The organism is Bacillus sp. VA13 (assembly GCF_055710085.1).
Window position 1 is genome coordinate 1 of the sequence record NZ_JBVQPP010000005.1, and the last position, 17,637, is coordinate 17,637.

The 17,637-nt window shown below is 42.6% G+C and carries 20 protein-coding genes; 14 read left to right on the forward strand and 6 right to left on the reverse strand.

From position 1 onward, the window contains the following. Nucleotides 1–214: 214 nt before the first annotated feature. The gene (locus AC0C66_RS17595) at nucleotides 215–748 is read right to left on the reverse strand and encodes a GbsR/MarR family transcriptional regulator (RefSeq protein ID WP_014115190.1); all 534 of its coding nucleotides are present in this window, start codon (nucleotides 746–748) and stop codon (nucleotides 215–217) included. A 284-nt stretch (nucleotides 749–1,032) separates the two neighbouring features. Between AC0C66_RS17595 and opuBA the strand changes: the two genes are divergently transcribed. From opuBA to AC0C66_RS17645, 10 genes are all read left to right on the forward strand, one after another. Further along, complete coding sequence (opuBA, locus tag AC0C66_RS17600; protein ID WP_090557061.1) at nucleotides 1,033–2,178, forward strand: choline ABC transporter ATP-binding protein OpuBA; 1,146 nt, start codon at nucleotides 1,033–1,035, stop codon at nucleotides 2,176–2,178. A 14-nt stretch (nucleotides 2,179–2,192) separates the two neighbouring features. Then, nucleotides 2,193–2,846, forward strand: coding sequence for a choline ABC transporter permease OpuBB (opuBB, locus tag AC0C66_RS17605; RefSeq protein ID WP_072181752.1), 654 nt, complete (start codon nucleotides 2,193–2,195; stop codon nucleotides 2,844–2,846). 11 nt (nucleotides 2,847–2,857) lie between these two features. Beyond that, nucleotides 2,858–3,778 (forward strand): choline ABC transporter substrate-binding lipoprotein OpuBC, encoded by a 921-nt coding sequence (gene opuBC / locus AC0C66_RS17610; RefSeq protein WP_472973649.1) that lies wholly within the window; start codon nucleotides 2,858–2,860, stop codon nucleotides 3,776–3,778. Between the two features lie 16 nt (nucleotides 3,779–3,794). Further along, nucleotides 3,795–4,466 carry an ABC transporter permease gene (locus AC0C66_RS17615; RefSeq protein WP_014115185.1) on the forward strand — a complete coding sequence of 224 codons (672 nt, stop codon included), beginning with the start codon at nucleotides 3,795–3,797 and terminating at the stop codon, nucleotides 4,464–4,466. Between the two features lie 361 nt (nucleotides 4,467–4,827). After that, a complete protein-coding gene (locus tag AC0C66_RS17620; RefSeq protein WP_072181750.1) occupies nucleotides 4,828–5,319 on the forward strand; it encodes a NisI/SpaI family lantibiotic immunity lipoprotein in 492 nt (163 codons plus the stop codon). Nucleotides 5,320–5,332: 13 nt separating this feature from the next. After that, nucleotides 5,333–6,049 carry a lantibiotic protection ABC transporter ATP-binding protein gene (locus tag AC0C66_RS17625; RefSeq protein WP_014115179.1) on the forward strand — a complete coding sequence of 239 codons (717 nt, stop codon included), beginning with the start codon at nucleotides 5,333–5,335 and terminating at the stop codon, nucleotides 6,047–6,049. Beyond that, nucleotides 6,046–6,801: a lantibiotic immunity ABC transporter MutE/EpiE family permease subunit gene (locus AC0C66_RS17630; protein WP_472973650.1), complete on the forward strand. Its 756-nt coding sequence runs from the start codon at nucleotides 6,046–6,048 to the stop codon at nucleotides 6,799–6,801. Before AC0C66_RS17625 ends, AC0C66_RS17630 begins: the two co-directional genes overlap by 4 nt. Nucleotide 6,802: 1 nt before the next feature. Then, a complete protein-coding gene (locus AC0C66_RS17635) occupies nucleotides 6,803–7,573 on the forward strand; it encodes a lantibiotic immunity ABC transporter MutG family permease subunit (protein ID WP_472973651.1) in 771 nt (256 codons plus the stop codon). A gap of 17 nt (nucleotides 7,574–7,590) precedes the next feature. Then, nucleotides 7,591–8,253, forward strand: coding sequence for a response regulator transcription factor (locus AC0C66_RS17640; RefSeq protein WP_472973652.1), 663 nt, complete (start codon nucleotides 7,591–7,593; stop codon nucleotides 8,251–8,253). Further along, a complete protein-coding gene (locus AC0C66_RS17645) occupies nucleotides 8,244–9,614 on the forward strand; it encodes an ATP-binding protein (RefSeq protein ID WP_472973653.1) in 1,371 nt (456 codons plus the stop codon). The genes AC0C66_RS17640 and AC0C66_RS17645 overlap by 10 nt, the downstream gene beginning before the upstream one ends. 40 nt (nucleotides 9,615–9,654) lie before the next feature. Here the strand turns inward: AC0C66_RS17645 and AC0C66_RS17650 are convergent, their stop codons facing one another. The 4 genes from AC0C66_RS17650 to rghR all read right to left on the reverse strand — a co-directional run bounded on the left by AC0C66_RS17650 (nucleotide 9,655) and on the right by rghR (nucleotide 12,763). Next, the gene (locus AC0C66_RS17650) at nucleotides 9,655–11,355 is read right to left on the reverse strand and encodes a methyl-accepting chemotaxis protein (RefSeq protein WP_472973654.1); all 1,701 of its coding nucleotides are present in this window, start codon (nucleotides 11,353–11,355) and stop codon (nucleotides 9,655–9,657) included. 134 nt (nucleotides 11,356–11,489) lie between these two features. After that, nucleotides 11,490–11,816, reverse strand: a complete 327-nt coding sequence (gene catR, locus AC0C66_RS17655) for a catDE operon transcriptional regulator CatR (RefSeq protein WP_003220037.1) — start codon at nucleotides 11,814–11,816, stop codon at nucleotides 11,490–11,492. A gap of 91 nt (nucleotides 11,817–11,907) precedes the next feature. After that, nucleotides 11,908–12,327 carry a helix-turn-helix domain-containing protein gene (locus AC0C66_RS17660; RefSeq protein ID WP_061187922.1) on the reverse strand — a complete coding sequence of 140 codons (420 nt, stop codon included), beginning with the start codon at nucleotides 12,325–12,327 and terminating at the stop codon, nucleotides 11,908–11,910. Between the two features lie 28 nt (nucleotides 12,328–12,355). Further along, nucleotides 12,356–12,763, reverse strand: coding sequence for a transcriptional repressor RghR (rghR, locus tag AC0C66_RS17665; protein ID WP_003220034.1), 408 nt, complete (start codon nucleotides 12,761–12,763; stop codon nucleotides 12,356–12,358). 151 nt (nucleotides 12,764–12,914) lie between these two features. Between rghR and AC0C66_RS17670 the strand changes: the two genes are divergently transcribed. Then, on the forward strand, nucleotides 12,915–13,148 hold the full coding sequence (locus AC0C66_RS17670; protein ID WP_003220031.1) for a helix-turn-helix domain-containing protein: 234 nt from the start codon (nucleotides 12,915–12,917) through the stop codon (nucleotides 13,146–13,148). A 38-nt stretch (nucleotides 13,149–13,186) separates the two neighbouring features. Here AC0C66_RS17670 and AC0C66_RS17675 read toward each other — a convergent pair whose 3' ends face one another. Then, on the reverse strand, nucleotides 13,187–13,957 hold the full coding sequence (locus tag AC0C66_RS17675; protein WP_061187923.1) for an alpha/beta fold hydrolase: 771 nt from the start codon (nucleotides 13,955–13,957) through the stop codon (nucleotides 13,187–13,189). Nucleotides 13,958–14,107: 150 nt separating this feature from the next. On the opposite strand from AC0C66_RS17675, the gene secG reads away from it, so the two are divergent. The 3 genes from secG to rnr all read left to right on the forward strand — a co-directional run bounded on the left by secG (nucleotide 14,108) and on the right by rnr (nucleotide 17,567). Continuing rightward, on the forward strand, nucleotides 14,108–14,338 hold the full coding sequence (gene secG, locus AC0C66_RS17680; protein ID WP_003220028.1) for a preprotein translocase subunit SecG: 231 nt from the start codon (nucleotides 14,108–14,110) through the stop codon (nucleotides 14,336–14,338). A gap of 130 nt (nucleotides 14,339–14,468) precedes the next feature. After that, nucleotides 14,469–15,209 carry an alpha/beta hydrolase gene (locus tag AC0C66_RS17685; protein WP_472973655.1) on the forward strand — a complete coding sequence of 247 codons (741 nt, stop codon included), beginning with the start codon at nucleotides 14,469–14,471 and terminating at the stop codon, nucleotides 15,207–15,209. An 18-nt stretch (nucleotides 15,210–15,227) separates the two neighbouring features. Beyond that, nucleotides 15,228–17,567, forward strand: coding sequence for a ribonuclease R (rnr, locus tag AC0C66_RS17690; protein WP_472973656.1), 2,340 nt, complete (start codon nucleotides 15,228–15,230; stop codon nucleotides 17,565–17,567). Nucleotides 17,568–17,637: the final 70 nt, after the last annotated feature.

Genomic DNA, 17,637 nt, shown 5'->3' on the forward strand with positions numbered 1-17,637 from the left:
TAATATTCAATTTCTGCATGATCTCTTTCATAGGCACGCCTGCCAATCTCATTTCTACAGCCTGCTGTTTCACTTCAACCGGATAACTCACTCTTGTCCCCATAGAAAAAACACCTCCAAGTCTAATTTCGGATAACAATCATCCGTTTTCAAACTTGAAGGTGTTTTTATTTGTCTCATCTTATGGGGTCAGTCCCAATGACAGGGCGTTTTTTTACGGCTTCGGCACATATTTAAAAATCTCTTCGCTTTCAAAAAACTCAATCAATCGCCCGAGCCAATTATAATAATCGAGCCATTCTTTTAATTCCTTCAGAAGCTCATTCACTTTTTCTTCCGCTTCAGGGGTAAGCTCTTCATCCAAGACGCTGAGCAGTTCCCGATTGAGTTTTTTATGCATCATTTTGTTTTTGCTGACGACTTTGCTCCAAGTGGCTGTAAACAGCGTGATAAACGTTTGGTAGTAGTCCTGCTCAACCTCATATAAATCTTTTCTCACGCCCTTTTCGAACACTTTTTCGGCAATGTTGGCATCTAGCATTTCCCGCACAACCTGGCTCATGCGTGTTTTGCTCATGCCGGTCGCTTCAGACAATTCGGTCAGCGTCATCGGTTTTCGATTCATATAAATAATGCCCAGCACACGTCCGACGGTAGAGGGCATTCCAAATGCATGCATGTTTTCTGCGATTCTTTCTATTAAATGGTCCTCAGCTTGTTCAATGATCGTTAACGGATCTTTCTCCAACGGTTTCAATCCTTTCAGCTAACAATTCCGATGTCAATATACCACATTTTTGATACGGCGGAAATGCTGCAACAAGAGAATTTGGCAGGAAATTGGAGCAATAAGGAGATCATCACAGGTCAATGCGGGTAAATCAGCGCTTACACATACTTTATAAACAATATGAACAAATTGTAAACTTTTTATTTTATAAACTTTATTCTATAATGGGAAGCATTCAATTGTCTGAAAAATTAAATATAAACTGAACGAATTGAATAAACTTAATTTTGGAGGTGCGATGTTTGCTGACATTAGAAAATGTCTCGAAAACATACAAGGGCGGCAAAAAAGCCGTGAACAACGTGAATCTTAAGATTGCAAAAGGCGAATTTATCTGTTTTATCGGTCCGAGCGGCTGCGGGAAAACGACAACAATGAAAATGATTAACCGATTAATTGAGCCTTCCGCCGGCAAGATTTTCATTGACGGCGAAAACATCATGGAACAGGACTCTGTAGAGCTTAGGCGTAAGATCGGCTATGTCATTCAGCAGATCGGCCTGTTTCCCCATATGACCATTCAGCAGAACATTTCTCTTGTCCCTAAACTGCTGAAATGGCCGGAGCAGCAGCGGAAAGAACGGGCGCGTGAGCTTCTGAAATTGGTCGATATGGGGCCAGAATATTTAGACCGTTACCCTCATGAATTAAGCGGGGGACAGCAGCAGCGAATTGGTGTATTACGGGCACTTGCCGCGGAGCCGCCGCTTATCTTAATGGATGAACCGTTTGGGGCACTCGACCCGATTACGAGGGATTCCCTTCAGGAAGAATTTAAAAAACTGCAAAAAACCTTACATAAAACCATCGTATTTGTTACCCACGATATGGATGAAGCGATTAAGCTGGCAGACCGGATTGTGATTTTAAAAGCGGGAGAAATCGTTCAAGTTGGAACGCCCGATGATATTTTGAGAAAACCGGCAGACGAATTTGTTGAGGAATTTATCGGCAAGGAGCGGCTGATTCAGTCATCCAGCCCGGATGTGGAACGGGTTGACCAGATTATGAACACGCAGCCTGTAACGATTACCGCGGATAAAACGCTTTCTGAAGCGATTCAGCTGATGAGGCAGGAGCGTGTCGATTCATTGCTTGTCGTTGATGACGAGCACGTTCTCCAAGGCTATGTGGATGTTGAAATCATTGATCAATGCAGGAAAAAAGCCAATCTCGTAGGAGAGGTTCTGCATGAAGATCTTTACACAGTATTGGGCGGCACATTGCTGCGCGACACGGTCCGCAAAATTTTAAAACGGGGTGTCAAATATGTCCCTGTTGTAGATGAAAATCGGCGCTTAATCGGAATTGTGACTAGAGCAAGTCTGGTCGACATTGTGTATGACTCCCTCTGGGGAGAAGAAAAGCAGCTCGCGGTATTGTCATAGGGAGGCGATAAGTCATGCATCAAATTATTCAATTTTTGCAAACCAACGGGGGCGAACTCCTTTATAAAACATTTGAGCATATCACGATATCGCTCATTGCTGTTATCTTAGGCGTGCTCGTTGCCGTTCCCCTCGGGGTTGTCCTTACTAGAATGAAAAAGGGAGCCGGCACCATTATCGGCATCGTCAATATCATTCAAACGCTGCCGAGTCTGGCGATTCTCGCCTTCTTTATTCCGCTACTGGGTGTCGGGAAGGTTCCAGCTATTGTGGCATTGTTTTTCTACTCCGTTCTGCCGATTCTGCGCAACACGTATACCGGCATTCGCGGTGTCAACAAAAATCTGCTCGAGTCTGGCAAAGGCATCGGAATGACGCCGGCTGAACAAGTCCGCCTGGTGGAGCTGCCGCTTGCCGCACCTGTCATTATGGCGGGAATCAGAACATCGACGATTTACTTAATCGGCTGGGCTACGCTTGCTTCCTTTATCGGAGGAGGCGGATTGGGTGATTATATTTTTATCGGACTGAATTTATATCAGCCGGAATATATCATCGGGGGCGCGGTGCCCGTTACAATATTGGCAATTGTGATTGATTATGTGCTGGCAGTGACTGAACGAAAACTGACACCTGCCGGCATGCAGAGATTGAAGGAAGTTTCATAAGGAGGCGGCTCATGAAAAGAAAATATCTCAAATGGATGATCGGGTTAACGCTCGCAGCAATGCTGACGTTGAGCGGCTGTTCGCTTCCGGGGCTCAGCGCCGCTTCAGACCAGACCATTAAAATCGGCGCGCAAAGCATGAGCGAATCAGAAATCATCGCCAGCATGCTTGGCCAGCTGATCGAACACCATACTGATCTTAAAACAACAACCATTAAAAATCTCGGCTCCAACGCGGTACAGCAGCAAGCCTTAATGAACGGGGAAATCGACATTGCGGCCACAAGATATACGGGAGACGCGCTGCCAGGAACGCTGCGAATGGAACCTGAGAAAGATCCGGAGAAAGCGCTGGCGCTAACACAGCGGGAGTTTAAAAAAAGATATGATTTAAAATGGTATGACTCCTACGGGTTTGATAATACGTATGCCTTTACGGTCAGCAAGGAGCTGGCGGATCAATATCATTTAGAAAACGTATCAGATGTGAAAAAATGGGCACCGCAATTAAAGCTGGGTGTCGATAACTATTGGATGAAGCTCAAGGGAAACGGCTATCAAGATTTTACAAAAACCTACGGCATGACATTCGGCGGCACGTATCCAATGCAGATCGGGCTTGTGTATGATGCGGTAAAAAGCGGAAAAATGGACATTGTCCTCGCGTATTCGACTGATGGAAGAATCAAGTCCTATGTTCTCAAAATGCTAAAGGATGATAAGCAATTTTTCCCGCCGTACGATTGCTCTCCGGTTGTTCCGGAACAAGTGCTCAAAGAACATCCTGAGCTTGAAGGCACCATCCAGAAAATGATCGGGAAAATCGACACAGCCACAATGCAGGAGCTTAACTATGAAGTCGACGGCAATCTAAAAGAACCGTCTGTCGTTGCCAAGGAATATTTAGAAAAACACCACTACTTCGAATCGTGAAAGGAGGACGAAGCCAATGAACGTGCTTGATCAGTTAATGACATATTACGCGCAAAACGGCAGCTACGTCATGGATGAATTCGGCCGCCACTTTCTCATGTCGGTTTACGGCGTATTGTTTGCTGCTGTCGTCGGGGTTCCGGTCGGAATCCTCATTGCGCATTATCGCCGCTTATCAGCCTGGGTGTTCGCCGTAACAAATGTCATCCAGACAATCCCTGCGCTCGCGATGCTGGCCGTTTTAATGCTTGTCATGGGGCTCGGCGCAAACACCGTGATTGTATCATTATTTCTGTATTCCCTCCTGCCGATTATCCGAAACACGTATACAGGCATTGTCAGCATTGAACACGCCTACTTAGAATCGGGAAACGCAATGGGCATGACGAAATTCCAGGTGCTCCGGATGGTTGAGCTTCCGCTCGCGCTTTCTGTTATTATGGCAGGCTTGCGCACGGCTCTCGTCATTGCCATCGGGATTACAGCAATCGGTACATTTGTCGGCGCCGGGGGGCTCGGGGATATGATCGTCCGTGGCTCAAATGCGACAAACGGAACTGCGATTATTCTCGCTGGCGCGATCCCGACTGCGGTGATGGCCATAGGAGCAGATCTGATAATGGCCTGGATTGAAAGGTTGTTGAATCCAGTGAAACAAAAAAATAGAAAAAAGTTAATAAGTGTATAGAGTTAAGCAAAATGGATTCTTTTCTGAGAGGGAAAAGAGTCCTTTTTTTATGAGGCTTAATAAATAATCTTGATGAAAAAATTGAGGGGATCTGCAAATGTATTTTAAATTGTCGGACTCTGGCATTAGTGCATTCCCTGCCCTTATTTATCTAAACAACGGTGATCAAAAAATGAGATTGATTTTAATGTGTGGAAGTGTCACCAATTGCACTCTTTTTTTATCGCTTATTTACCTGCTAATGTATTTTGATTAAATTCTGATAAAAGTATTTTACAATGATCATCATTCAGAAAGTGAAGTTCTGTCATGTAGATAAAAGAACTCTATTTTTATAGAAATGTAATAAGTGGAGGGGTGTATGTTGAAAAGATGTATATACATTTTAGGCTGTTTTATTGTTTTATTTATGTTATCTGCTTGTCAATCATTAATAAAGTTTAAAGATAAAGTTGTTGAAGAAACAAAAAAAACAATGCATTTTACTGATGATAATGAAAACGATACATCTGAAACAATGGAGAGCCTGATTGATAAGGGAAAACTCGATCAAGTGGTCTATGACGATAAACTTTATCAGCTGAAAGATAAAGTTGATGAAGACAAAAAAGGAAAAGTAATAGGGGCAATAGGCCAAACTTTCTTTGTAGATGGTGATGGAAAGAGATGGTCGGAAGAAGAACTGAAAGAACCGTATATCTCTAATGACCCGGATGAAATCAGAGAGAAAAAACCATTACGCTATGGGAAGGTTTACAGTACAAACGAGGATCCTGATGCCAAAAATGAAATCATTGTTGAGTTTAATCGTGAGTATTATCGAGCGGTTTTAATAAAGAATGAAAAGGAATAAGGGAGAGAGTGACATGAGTACAGTCCTATTAGAAACCAAAAGCCTTACAAAAAAGTTTGGCAAAGAAACAGCTGTTTCAGATGTTTCATTAACTGTTCAAAAAAACAGCATTTATGGTCTGCTGGGACCAAATGGAGCTGGAAAATCGACAACACTTAAAATTTTAACAGGAATTTTACGGAAGACTTCTGGTGAGGTTTTCTTCGACGGACATAAATGGAAACGATCTGATTTACAAAATATCGGATCGTTAATAGAAACTCCACCACTTTACGATAATTTAACTGCATTTGAAAATGTGAAAGTCCATGCCACGCTGCTCGGTCTTTCTGAAGATCGCATTCACAGTGTGCTAAAGACTGTGGATATGGAGCATGCTGGAAAGAAAAGAGCAGGGCAGTTTTCGATGGGAATGAGGCAGCGGCTTGGAATTGCAATCGCCTTATTAAATCATCCTAAATTATTAATTCTTGATGAACCTACAAACGGGCTAGATCCAATAGGTATACAGGAGCTTAGGGACCTAATTCGCTCATTTCCTCAGGAAGGAATAACGGTGATTTTATCTAGCCACATTCTTTCAGAAGTCGAGCAAATAGCAGATCATATTGGGATTATTATCGGCGGTCACCTTGGGTATCAGGGTGAAATAAACAAGGCTGATGATTTAGAGCACTTGTTTATGGAAGTTGTAAAGTCAAGCCGTGAAAAAGAAGGTGTAGATAGATGATGAATTATATAAAAGCCGAAAACCTGAAGTTTAAGAGGACGTTTTCCAGAAAAATGATTATCTTTGTACCTCTTCTTAATATAGGTTTTTCTTTTTTAATGAACATTCAATTTTTTGTATCCGGTACTTTTAACTGGTGGTCTATTATATTTATGCCGGTGATGATTGCTTTATTTTGTTCTTTATCTCATCAAAAAGAAAAAAAGGCTTCTAATTATAATGGTACGTATTCATTACCTATAGATTTAGGGAGATTATGGTATGCAAAGATTATAATTATCATGTTTTATTCGCTATTATCTCAGATTGTATTTTTAGTTTTTATGTTACTCATGGGATTCGTCATAGCTGATTTTGCCATTATTACGCTTTCTACAATTGCCGCGAGTTTGTTACTTTGGATGACAAGTCTTTGGCAAATTCCACTCTGTTTATTTGTGGCCAAAAAGTGGGGGCTTACAATAGCGGTAATGTTAAATCTTATAGGAACCTTCGTTCTGGGCATTATGCCGGCATCTCGTTCCTTTTGGTGGTTTATTCCTTGGAGCTGGCCAATTCGAATGATGAGTCCAACTATTGGTATTCATCCTAACGGCCTGTTGCTTGAAAAAAATGATCCTTTGTTGAGTTGGCTGGTCGTCCCTCCTGCTATATTGATTTCTATTCTATTATTTTTGATACTGTCATTTTTAAACAGCCGTTCATTTGCCCCTTCAATCGATTACAGAACAAAAAAGCAGGGGGCGATGTAAGGTGAGATTGCTTTTGAGGTGTTTACAAGCTGATTTCCAGAAAAGCAAGCACACCTCCTTTATGTGGCTGCATTTTATTATTCCTATAGTTTGTTCATGTGTATTGATCTTGTATTTTTATGGGAGAGATCAAAGCCAATTTCACTTGTATAAATCTTTTATGGAAGCTGTTGCAGTAGCATTGCCGCTGCTCATCGGGGTGCTATGCGGAATGACTGCATCCTTAGAAGAACAGGCAGGGAAATTTCAAGTGTTACTAGGGAGCACATCTCCGAAAGTCATTGCTTATGTGAGTAAAATGTTAATGCTGCTTTTCATGGGGTTGTGCTCTATTGGTTTAGCGCTATTCATCTATATAATAGGATTAAAGTTTATTTTAAAAGTGCCGGATTTGTCTTACGGTATTTTTATAATGGGTGGTGCCTGGCTAGTTGCGGGCAGTGTAGTCCTGTATTGTATTTACTTTTTTATCAGCTGTATGTTTGGAATGGGGGCTTCTGTCCTGATAGGAGGAGCCGGCCTGCTCATGACAGCTCTAATGAACACTGGATTAGGGGATATAATGTGGAAATTTAACCCGTGGGCTTGGGGGATTCGATTGTCAGGTTTAAATGGAGTACTTCACTTTAAAGAAGTAAATCAAGGTGATAATCCTTTGTTAATGCATGAAATGAATTCAGGGGAATTGATTATGGTTTTTGGTATAATATGTACAATCATTGCCAGTCTTATATGGTTTAGTATATGGGAAGGCAGAAAAACGTTTGAATAGTATGAGGGGGCCGGGAAATGGCAAAAATCCTTGCTATCGATGATGAAAAAGATATTCTTGTACTGATACAAAATATTTTGCGCCGTGATCAGCATCAAGTTGACACTTTAGATCGTGTTAAAGGCCAGCCGCCTGATTTATTTCAAGGGTATGATTTAATTTTGCTTGATGTTATGATGCCGGATATTGACGGTTTTGAGTTATGTAAACAGATACGGCCTTTGGTTGATTGTCCAATTTTATTCCTCACAGCTAAAACGGAAGAGGAAGCGATAGTAAAAGGCCTCATTACCGGCGGAGATGATTATATTACTAAGCCGTTCGGCGTTAGAGAGCTTAGTGCCCGAGTTAATGCTCACTTAAGAAGAGAACGGAGAGATAAACATCAATCGAAGAGAGTTATCTCCGGTTTTTTATTTCATTTTGATAGTAAAGAAGTATTTATTAATCACAACAAACTCAACCTAACAAAAAATGAATATAAAATCTGTGAATTTTTAGCTCAACATAAAGGGAGAACTTTTTCAAGAGAACAAATTTATGAGGAGATATATGGATTAGAGGGGAATGCCTTGTATTCAACAATTACTGAATTTATTCGAACGATTCGAAAAAAATGTAAAGAGCATAATGCAGACCCCATTAAAACGGTATGGGGCGTTGGATACAAATGGGAATAGGTTTTAAGGGGCAGAAAACACTTCTTAGAGAACTGATAAAGTATATGGTGACTCTATGTATTAGTTTGGTCATACTTGCTCTGCTATATTTATTTATGAATACGATCGCAATGAATACAGGTTTCTCACACCCAGCGAATTATAACGAACGAGAAGCAGAAAAACTGGCGGTGAAGCTGGAAAGCATCGACAAAGTAACTGCTGATATGATTCCTGATACAATGTCATATGCCATCCTTGATAAAGAAACAAAACAAAAAACAGCTGGAAATATTAAAGAAAAAGATTTGCAGCTTGTAAAAAAGAAGATTGAAAAAAAACCGTATGTCAATTATAAGCAAAAAGGATATTTGGTTATAGAAAGAAACGATGAATATTGTGTTTTGCAATATTCATTGCGTGCAGATTTCACTTCGCCTTTACTAAGAAAATACCTTCCTAATTATGAATTAACGAGTATTTGTATATTGATTATCTTGCTCATTATAGTTATCTCTATTATAACAACTTACTTTGCGAATAGATTAAGAAAACATTTTGAGACATTGAACTTAATCACTCGATATATAAAAGAGCAAAATTTGCAATTCACTCCCGAATTTACACATATTAAGGAATTCGATGATGTGATTGACTCCTTGATTGAAATGAGAGATGCCCTCCAGTCCTCACTTGAGGCACAGTGGCGTTTAGAAAAAAACAAGAAAGAACAAATAGGTGCTTTGGCACATGATATCAAGATTCCGATTACCATTATTAAGGGGAATGCTGAATTACTCAGCTTGTCAATACAAAACGAGGAACAAGCTGAGTATACAAAGTATATTCTTGGAGCAGGAAATCAGATTGAACAATATATTTATCAGCTGATTCATCTTTCGAAAACGGAGGATGCCTTAACTGTTCATTTGGAGAAAGCATCTGTAGATAAGTTGACAGAAACCCTACTGAAAGATATATCCGCCTATAAAGGAAATAAAAATATAAACATTTCGCTCAAAAAAGAAAATCTAATGAAAGAAGCGAAAATAGACTGGCAATTGTTACATAGGGCATTATTGAATATCTTAACAAACGCAGTTGATTATACACCGGAAGGCGGCACTGTCTCGGTACATGCAGAATGCGATTCTGAGATATTTTATTTTTTTGTAAAAGACACGGGAAATGGATTTTCGGAAATGGGATTAAAAAAAGCCACAGAACTTTTTTATATGGATGACAAGAGCCGTCATTCTAAAGGTCATTATGGAATGGGATTGACTTTTGCAAAAAATGCAGTGAATCTACATAATGGAGAACTTACTCTTGGGAACACTATAGCGGGTGGAGCAGAGGTTCGAGTAAAAATACCCTTATGAAACGAATAAAGCCCACGTCCTATCTGGACGTGGGTTATTTTTAAATGGTAAACTGATTCATCTTCTCATTAAGCTCTTTCGCCAGCTGCTCAAGCTCTTCGGCATTCTGGAGCACTTGATCCATGGAATGGGCGGATTGCTCGGTAATTGAAAATGTTTCTTCAATGCCAGCGGCCGACTCTTCAGATACAGAAGCGATATTTTCAATCGATTGATTGATGGTAATCGATTGGTTTGTTAACTGTTTCAGGCCATCCGTTACTTCCTTAATGCTGTCTGCAACATGAGTGACGGAGTGTTTGATATGCTGCATAGCTTGTCCGGTGTCTGTCAGGTTTTCCGTTCCTTTTTCGACTTCTGTAAAGCTGCTTTCCAAGTATTCAATAACGGTGTAGATTTCCTGCTGTGTGCCGTTGACAATCCGGGTAATATCCTGCACGGAATCAGAAACGCCGTCAGCCAGCTTTCTGACCTCCTCTGCCACAACAGCGAAGCCTTTGCCGCTTTCTCCTGCGCGGGCAGCTTCAATCGCAGCGTTAAGTGACAGCAAATTCGTTTGCTCGGCAATGCCGTTGATGACCTGAACGAGCTTGTTGATATCCTGAGAATGCTGTTCCAGTGATCTCACTTTATGCACGGCTTCCTGAACGATATGATGGATGGTTTTCATTTGCTGTAATGACGTATCCATATTTTCGTTTCCGCTCACTGCGAGTTCGAGAACGTTTTGAGACGTATCGCTGATTGTGATGCCGTGATTATAGGCTTTATCAATGCTTTCTGTAAACTCATTCATTGATTCGGCAATTGTCACCGCGTCTTGGGCCTGCTGTTCAGAGCCCTCAGCCATTTCGTTCATCGTCTCGGTAATATGTTTGCTGCCGGATCTTGTTTCATTCGTTGCAGTTGCCAGCACTTGTGAAGAAGAAAGCACCCGGCTTGATATTTCTTTGGAGTATCCGACAATATCTCTCAGATTGCCTACCATTTTTTGCAGCGCTTCGTTCAGATCACCCAGCTCGTCTTTTGAATTGAGCGGCTTTATGTCACTCGACAGATCTCCCTCGGCAATATGATTGGCAGATTCCTTCATACGAATGATAGGCTTTACAATGTTTCGCGTGATATAAAGCCAGATGAAAATGCTGATAATGATCGAAGCTGCCACAAGCGAAGCCGTGTAAATGAGCCCTTTATGGTATACATCCTTCGTTTCTTTTACCGCTGTGTTGCTGCCTTCTTTATTAAAGTCAACGAGATGAGTGACTGATTTTTTCATATTCTCAAAGCTGGCCTCAGTCTGTACCAATAAACCTCTTGCTTTGTCCATGTCATTCGTGCGGCCGCTTTCTATAATTTGCGCATGAATATCAGCATAGGTATTCACTTCATTTTGAAGCTCCTCGAACAGTTTCTGTTCTTTATCATTGGAAATCGTTTTTTCGTAGCTATCAAGCTTTTGATTGATGTCTTCAAGGATCTGATTCATTTCTTGATCAAGCGTATCCATTTTGCTTTTGTCTGTGAAAATCAGAAAATCCTTTTCTTTAGAAGAGAGATGCTCGGTCAAATAATTAATCGATGTAATTTCTTTGATGCCGTCAATCCATTTTGTGTTGATTTCATCTGTCTTTTGAATGATATGCTGCATATTAAAAGCGCCTATTCCGCCGACAAGTAAATTGATCAGGATCAGTGTCAAAAATACCAGGCTGAATTTGCGGGAAATCGTCAGTCGCATATAAGTGGTCTCCTTTAAAATCGTAATGTGTGTGGATGTACTATATATCGGCTGAGAAATCGTTTTTTTACCTGGAAAATGAAAAATAAAAAACGGCTCTTTTCTCGCCTTTGAGATCAGAACCGTTTTAGCAATTAGTCAAGAAAGGAAGGGTCAATCCAATCCGTCGCCCATTTAGAAATCTCACCCAAAATGGGGGCTAACGCCTTTCCTTTATCGGTCAATGAATATTCGATGCGAACCGGAGTTTCAGGGATGACATCCCGCTTCACCACTCCTTCAAGCTCAAGTTCTTTCAGCCGTTCTGACAGAACTCTGCCGCTTAGATTTGGAAGTGCTGCTTCAATTTCGCTAAATCGCTGCGACCCGTTCAAGAGCTGAAATACGATCAAAGCGACCCAGCGTTTACTCAAGATGTCGACTGCTTTTTCAAATCTAGGACACATTTCTGATTGGTTCATACTTTTCACCTCGTCTGACACTATTATAACGCAAATAACGAGGGAAGGTATGCAAGCGTGATTGATAAAATGCAGAAAGAGATACAGGGGATTATGAAGAAGAGGTTCGTTTTTTTGCTTCCGAGGCTAAAAAATCGAAGTATTTGCTGAGATTTTCAATATCCTGCTTTGAGAGATATCCCCATTTTTGGCTATTGAAAATCGGGAGGTGCTCCGCTCCTCGAGTGACAGCCGTTTGGTAAATTTCATATATGGACTGATAGCTTTCCGAAGCTTCGCGGATTTCTTCTGGAAAGGCCCGAATATGGCCTGCGGCAGCCATCAGGTTTTCGTAGGGAACTTTCAGTACGGCCGCCAATTTTTTGATAGTGGCAGGTTTTGGCGTGCCCCGCTTGCCGTTTTCAATTTTTGAAATGGTGGCTGAGCTGATGCCTGAGTACACCGCAAGCTGATTCACTGTCAGTTTGCGGGCGCGGCGCAGCTCTCGTAATTGCTGTCCGAACGGTGACATGGTGATCGCCTCACATTTCTATCAAGAGTTAGTCATCAGCAGACCGTTTTTTGGCTTCGTCTGAAATAAACGAAAAATAATGATCCAGCATGAGCAAATCTTCTTTATTGAGATATTGCCACTTTTCGTTCTCAAGAAGAGCAAGGTTTTTCAGATCATAGGCCTCCGCTTTTTCAAGCAGCTTGCACTTCGTTTCATAAGGAGCCCTGGCTTCATGCACTTCTTCGATGTAACCAGCCTTATACATAAGCCCTTCATAAGGAATTTTTAAAGCTTCCGCCAGTTTTTTTATGGTGGCAGGTTTGGGAACGCCCCGTTTGCCGTTTTCGATTCTGGAGATGCCGGCTGCGCTGACGCCTGAATAAGTCGCCAGCTGGTTGACTGTTAATTTTCTCTCTTCACGCAATGCCCGCAATTGTTCGCCGAAGCTTTCCATGTATCTCACCCCGTCCCTCACTGTTACTCATATTTTAGTATGTTTATTGACTAAAGGGAATAGGTAGGCTGGAAAAGTATTGACAAAAGTTAACATAAGCCGTAATGTAAAAGTATAGAAAAAAGTTTTCCAGGAATGGAAGGTGAGGAAAGTGCCAGTAGAAAAGATACAGATTAGACGTGATTATGTATTGCAGTATATGGTCAATAACGATTATTCCCTTAATCAGCTTGCGCTGGAAATCGGAGTCTCACCCGCCACACTGAGCCGCGTGCTGAATGGAGAAAGACGGCCGGGGCAGCTTGTGATCGGTAAAATGCTTCACTATTTTAATTTGAAATTTGAGGATCTTTTTTACTATGATTTTATTGACAAAAGTCAATAAACAGCAGAAAACGCAAGGAGACCAAGCGTTTTCTATCCCTATGAATGATGTGTCAACACAAACCCTGTCACCAGTTCGTTGCATGTTTTATATTGTTTTGTCGGCAGCTGATGCCCCTGATATTCCAATCTGAAAAATTCGGCATGGCTGCAAGCTTTGCGGTAATAGCCTGAGGCTGAGAAGGTCCAGTCCCGAAGGCCGCCATACATAAACAGCATTGGCATGTGTAAATGAGGCAGCTGTTCAATGCAGTTGTAGCGGAGCGAATCCTGATAATATTGATGCCAATGGGCAAGGTCCGCTTTTTTCATATGGCCTGTTAATAGGTTTCGAAGTTCTTTGTTTTTTGTGTGGCTGACAGCAAGGATTTTGATGAGCAAACCGGCGTTTTTCTCGAGCAGATACATCCCCGTCTTGTGAATCTTCTCTCCGATTACGTTATGAACAGCGGGGTAAGCGCCGGACAGAACAAGATGAGATACTTTGTCCGGGCGGGTAAAGCCGATATGCTGCGCAATTAAGCCGCCTGCGGAATACCCAAATAACACAGCCTTATCAATGTGCAGAGCGTCTATGAATTGCACGATCTCGTTTGCGTAATAAGAAATAGAGGCGGGCTGATCCGCGTGATCACTGTCGCCGTGGCCGCTTAAATCGGGAAAAATCACCCTGAAATGCTCGGAGAGAAGGCGCTGATAATAAAAAACCTTGCGTCCCATGCCCGGCGGATGGATAAAAATGATAGGAATTCCCTGTCCATATTCCTCATAATAAAGATGTTTTCTGCTGGCTATGCTGATAAGGGGCATTGTTTTTCTCCTTTTGACCTTTTCATATGAATAGGGTAACCAAGATAATACGTCTTATCCCGCCTTTTGGCGTCTGATACAGCGTGACATGCCAACCCTTTTCATGTAAAATAGAAGTAATGTAGGCCAGTGAGTCTGGAGGTGTGAGGGATGCACGCGGTTTTGATTACCTTATTGGTTATCGTCAGCATTGCACTTATTATTGTCGTTTTGCTTCAATCCAGTAAAAGCGCCGGATTATCTGGTGCGATTTCAGGCGGAGCGGAGCAGCTCTTCGGGAAACAAAAAGCAAGAGGTCTTGATTTGATTTTGCACCGCATCACGGTTGTGCTGGCAGTCTTGTTTTTCGTGTTAACGATTGCGCTTGCTTATATCCTATAGGGCAATGTTTGTATAAGGTCTGATGTGAAGTCAGGCCTTTTTCACGTTTCTGGTGATATTCAGAGCGTTTTTTTCTGATCAAACTGTGGAAAACTAAAATGATCGTGCAGATAGAAAGGGAGACATGAGCATGAAAGTTGTGACACCAAAACCATTTACATTTAAAGGCGGAGACAAAGCGGTGCTTTTGCTGCATGGCTTTACAGGAAATACAGCGGATGTAAGAATGCTGGGGCGTTACTTGAATGAACGGGGCTATACGTGCCACGCGCCTCAATATGAAGGACACGGCGTGCCCCCTGAAGAACTAGTACATACGGGGCCTGAAGACTGGTGGAAAAACGTGATGGATGGCTATGAATACTTAAAATCTGAAGGCTATGAGAGCATTGCTGCCTGCGGACTGTCGCTTGGCGGGGTTTTTTCGCTGAAATTGGGTTACACTGTACCCATAAAGGGAATTGTTCCAATGTGCGCACCGATGCATATTAAGAGTGAAGAGGTCATGTATCAGGGCGTCCTTTCATACGCTCGCAATTACAAAAAATTCGAGGGGAAAAACCCGGAGCAAATTGAAGAGGAAATGAAGGATTTCGAAAAAACGCCGATGAACACTCTTAAGGCGCTGCAAGACTTAATTGCCGATGTGCGGAACAATGTCGATATGATTTATTCACCGACATTTGTGGTGCAGGCACGTCATGATCACATGATTAATACTGAAAGCGCCAATATTATTTACAACGAAGTGGAAACTGATGATAAACAGCTGAAATGGTACGAGGAATCTGGCCATGTCATTACGCTAGACAAAGAACGTGACCTCGTCCATCAGGATGTGTATGAATTTTTAGAGAAGCTCGATTGGTAATCAACAGGAGGTTGGATAATGGAAAAAGAAGCATTTATGGATAAGCTTCTCTCGTTTATGAAGGAAGAGGCATACAAGCCTCTGACTGTTCAGGAACTTGAGGAGATGTTAAATATTACGGAAGCTGAGGAGTTTAAAGAACTCGTCAAAGCGTTAGTCGCCTTGGAAGAAAAAGGGCTTATCGTACGGACGAGAAGCGACCGCTACGGCATTCCGGAGAAGATGAATTTAATAAAAGGTAAGATTTCAGCACATGCAAAAGGATTTGCCTTTTTACTGCCTGAGGATACGTCGTTAAGCGATGTGTTTATTCCGCCTAATGAGCTCAATACGGCAATGAACGGCGATATCGTTATGGTTCGTCTGAATTCACAGTCAAGCGGCTCCAGACAGGAAGGAACCGTCATCCGCATTTTAGAAAGAGCGATTCAGCGGGTTGTCGGTACGTATACTGAAACAAAAAACTTCGGCTTTGTCATTCCGGACGACAAAAAAATCACGAGTGACATCTTTATCCCGAAAAACGGGAAAAACGGAGCTGCGGAAGGGCATAAGGTTGTTGTCAAGCTGACGAGCTATCCTGAAGGCCGCATGAACGCAGAGGGCGAGATTGAAACCATTCTCGGCCACAAAAATGATCCGGGGATTGATATTTTATCGGTCATTCATAAGCACGGCCTGCCGGGAGAATTTCCTGCTGATGCGATGGAACAGGCATCAAGTACGCCTGACACAATTGATGAAAAAGATCTGAAAGACCGCCGTGATCTCCGTAACCAGGTGATTGTCACCATTGATGGTGCGGACGCGAAGGATTTGGATGATGCAGTTACCGTGACGAAGCTTGATGACGGAAGCTACAAGCTTGGCGTTCACATTGCGGATGTCAGCCATTACGTAACCGAAAACTCGCCGATTGACAAAGAAGCGCTCGAAAGAGGGACGAGTGTGTATTTGGTTGACCGTGTCATCCCAATGATTCCGCACAGACTGTCAAACGGCATTTGTTCCTTAAATCCAAAGGTTGACCGCCTAACACTTTCTTGTGAAATGACAATTAACAGTCAGGGACAGGTAACAGAGCACGAGATCTTCCAAAGTGTCATCAAAACAACGGAAAGAATGACGTATTCAGATGTGAATAAAATTCTTGTTGACGATGATGAGGAGCTGAAACAAAAATACGAGCCTCTTGTTCCAATGTTCAAAGACATGGAGCGTCTGGCTCAAATTCTGCGCGATAAGCGGATGAACCGCGGCGCCGTTGATTTTGATTTCAAAGAAGCCAAAGTGCTTGTCGATGATGAAGGCGCGGTTAAAGACGTTGTCATCAGAGAACGTTCAGTCGCCGAGAAGCTGATTGAAGAATTTATGCTTGTGGCGAATGAAACGGTAGCGGAGCATTTCCATTGGATGAACGTACCGTTTATATACCGGATTCACGAAGAGCCGAATGCTGAAAAGCTGCAAAAGTTTTTAGAGTTCGTAACGACCTTTGGCTATGTGGTGAAAGGAACCGCAGGAGATATTCATCCGCGCGCGCTTCAAAGCATTCTGGACGCTGTGCGTGACAGACCTGAAGAAACAGTTATATCCACTGTCATGCTCCGTTCGATGAAACAGGCGAAATACGACCCGCAGAGCTTGGGGCACTTTGGCCTGTCAACGGAATTCTATACTCATTTCACATCGCCGATCCGCCGTTACCCGGACTTAATCGTCCACCGTCTGATCAGAACGTATTTAATCAACGGCAAGGTCGATGAAGCGACACAGGAAAAGTGGGCTGAACGCCTGCCGGATATCGCCGAACATACATCAACGATGGAGCGCCGTGCAGTTGACGCCGAGCGTGAAACGGATGATCTGAAAAAAGCGGAATACATGCTTGATAAAATCGGTGAAGAGTTTGACGGCATGATCAGCTCTGTGACAAACTTCGGAATGTTCGTCGAGCTGCCGAATACAATCGAAGGACTCGTCCACGTCAGCTTTATGACGGATGACTACTACCGCTTTGACGAACAGCATTTTGCGATGATTGGCGAGCGGACAGGCAACGTCTTCCGCATCGGGGATGAAATCACAGTCAAGGTCGTCGATGTCAACAAAGACGAGCGCAACATCGACTTTGAAATTGTCGGCATGAAGGGCTCTCCGCGGCGTCCGAGAGAACTGGACAGCAGCCGGAGCCGAAAACGCGGAAAACCTGCCAGAAAACGCGTCCAAAGCACCAATACACCTGTTTCTCCAGCTCCGTCTGAGGAAAAAGGGGAGTGGTTCACTAAGCCGAAGAAGAAAAAGAAAAAACGCGGCTTTCAAAACGCGCCGAAACAGAAACGGAAAAAGAAGAAATAGCAGCTCAACCAGCAAATAGGGCCGCAGCGCTCTATTTGCTTTCTTTCGGAAACAGCTTTTCATTGTAGCA